This is a genomic window from Zooshikella ganghwensis DSM 15267, from assembly GCF_000428585.1.
Lineage (GTDB): Bacteria > Pseudomonadota > Gammaproteobacteria > Pseudomonadales > Zooshikellaceae > Zooshikella > Zooshikella ganghwensis.
In genome coordinates this window covers 1-1615 of the sequence record NZ_AUAF01000353.1, presented here as the reverse complement: position 1 = coordinate 1615, position 1615 = coordinate 1, and the positions used below count along the sequence as shown (strand labels likewise).

Here is a 1615-nt window from a genome sequence, read left to right as displayed (position 1 = left end):
AAACGCAAAGTGTCATGCCATTCGGTCACTACCTCGTACTGTTTAGGTGTGCCAAAAGCCACGGTGCGCTTGGTCTCCAGGCCACGATCGTTGTATTCAAACGTCGTCACCATCCCTTTCCAGTCGGTCTTGGTTTTGAGCAAACCGTTATCGTAATAGGTATAGGCTTTGTTGGCGGCCGCACAGTGTTCGGTTTGTTGGCCTTCTACTTTCACGACTTTATGCACGCCATTAATCACATTGAAGTGATAGGTGGTTTTTTTACCTAAAGGATTGGTGACCGTGGTGCTGTTATTAGCATGGTATTCCAGGGAGGTTTTTTCGGTACCACCCGCGTGTTCAGAGCTAATCGCACGGCCATGACTATCATATGTCCAGGAAGCAAAGCGGTTACCATTACCATCGGTAATACCTGTCAAATGCTTTGGAAAGGTTGAATTCTCATAATGATATTGACGGATACTACCATCGGACTGGGTGACTTTTATCAGCTTATCATCATCACTCCATTCCAAGGTGGTAGGTTTACCATTGGGTTGAGTAGCCGAAACCAGCCGTTTTTTATCATCGAAAGTAAGGGTTAACTGATTGCCCTGGCCATCTCGAATAACTAACTGTTCATCATTCCAATTAAAATTTTGGACTGTGCCTTGAGGCTTTATAATGCGATAAATACGGCCTTGATCATCATAGTATTCACGTTGTCCAGAGTAGTCTACCTTAGTATACCTATAGTTGAGAAATAGCTGGATTCCACTTTCTCCTGGAATGAACCATTTTCCTTCTTTTTTCTGAAAAGCCAGAACTTTGCCATCAGGCCGGTAATACAGTTTTTTGTCGTAAGAAAAATCTCTAAAAAAATAATAGTAATTATAATTCCACTTCCCATCAACACTGTTGTAAATAAACTTTAGTGGTAAAGAACCATCAAATAAAGACTCAACATGGTGCTTATTACCTGTTGCAATTCTGATAGGATTGCCTTCGGCTGGTGTTGTCTCTGGTGATTTACAGTCTCCAGAACCACTATTAGCTTTAGATGAGCAAAGCATTTTAAAGTAATCATAATACTTTTCATTGTTGCACTTTAACTCGTGAAAATTTATACCTACTGCACCATGCCAAGAGTTATCAGTTCTAGCTGCACAGATATAACTTAAATAGTTCCCTTTAAACAGAGCATCTTTTGCAGGATAGCGCTTCATACCACGTTTTTTAAAGTAATTATCACAACCTGCTTGAGGTGTATGAAATTTTTCAAACCCCAAATGATAATCGTCAGGATAATAAATATTTGCCTCAGTAAAAGACCAAAACCCTGTCTCAGGGTTAGCAGCGACATTCGCAGAAATACAGAGAAAGATAACTACTGAGAATTTTTCTAAAAAATCACACCTGAATCTATATAAATAATTTCTCATTTTCTTAACTATTCAAAACTACAGATTTACATTAAATAATGGTGTTAAAGGCCAATTGTACTAATTAACCGACCTTTGTCGTCATAGCGATATTCCACCCGCTCACCGCGTGTGATTTTGGCAGTGGGTAAACGCAAAGTGTCATGCCATTCGGTCACTACCTCGTACTGTTTAGGTGTGCCAAAAGCCACGGT

General features: G+C 40.0%; 1 protein-coding gene. It reads right to left on the bottom strand.

Features of this window, described 5'->3' with window-relative positions:
* A partial coding sequence (locus F607_RS33345) for an RHS repeat protein (protein WP_051311883.1) occupies positions 1 to 1421 on the bottom strand: 1421 nt, incomplete at its 3' end.
* Positions 1422 to 1615 lie beyond the last annotated feature (194 nt).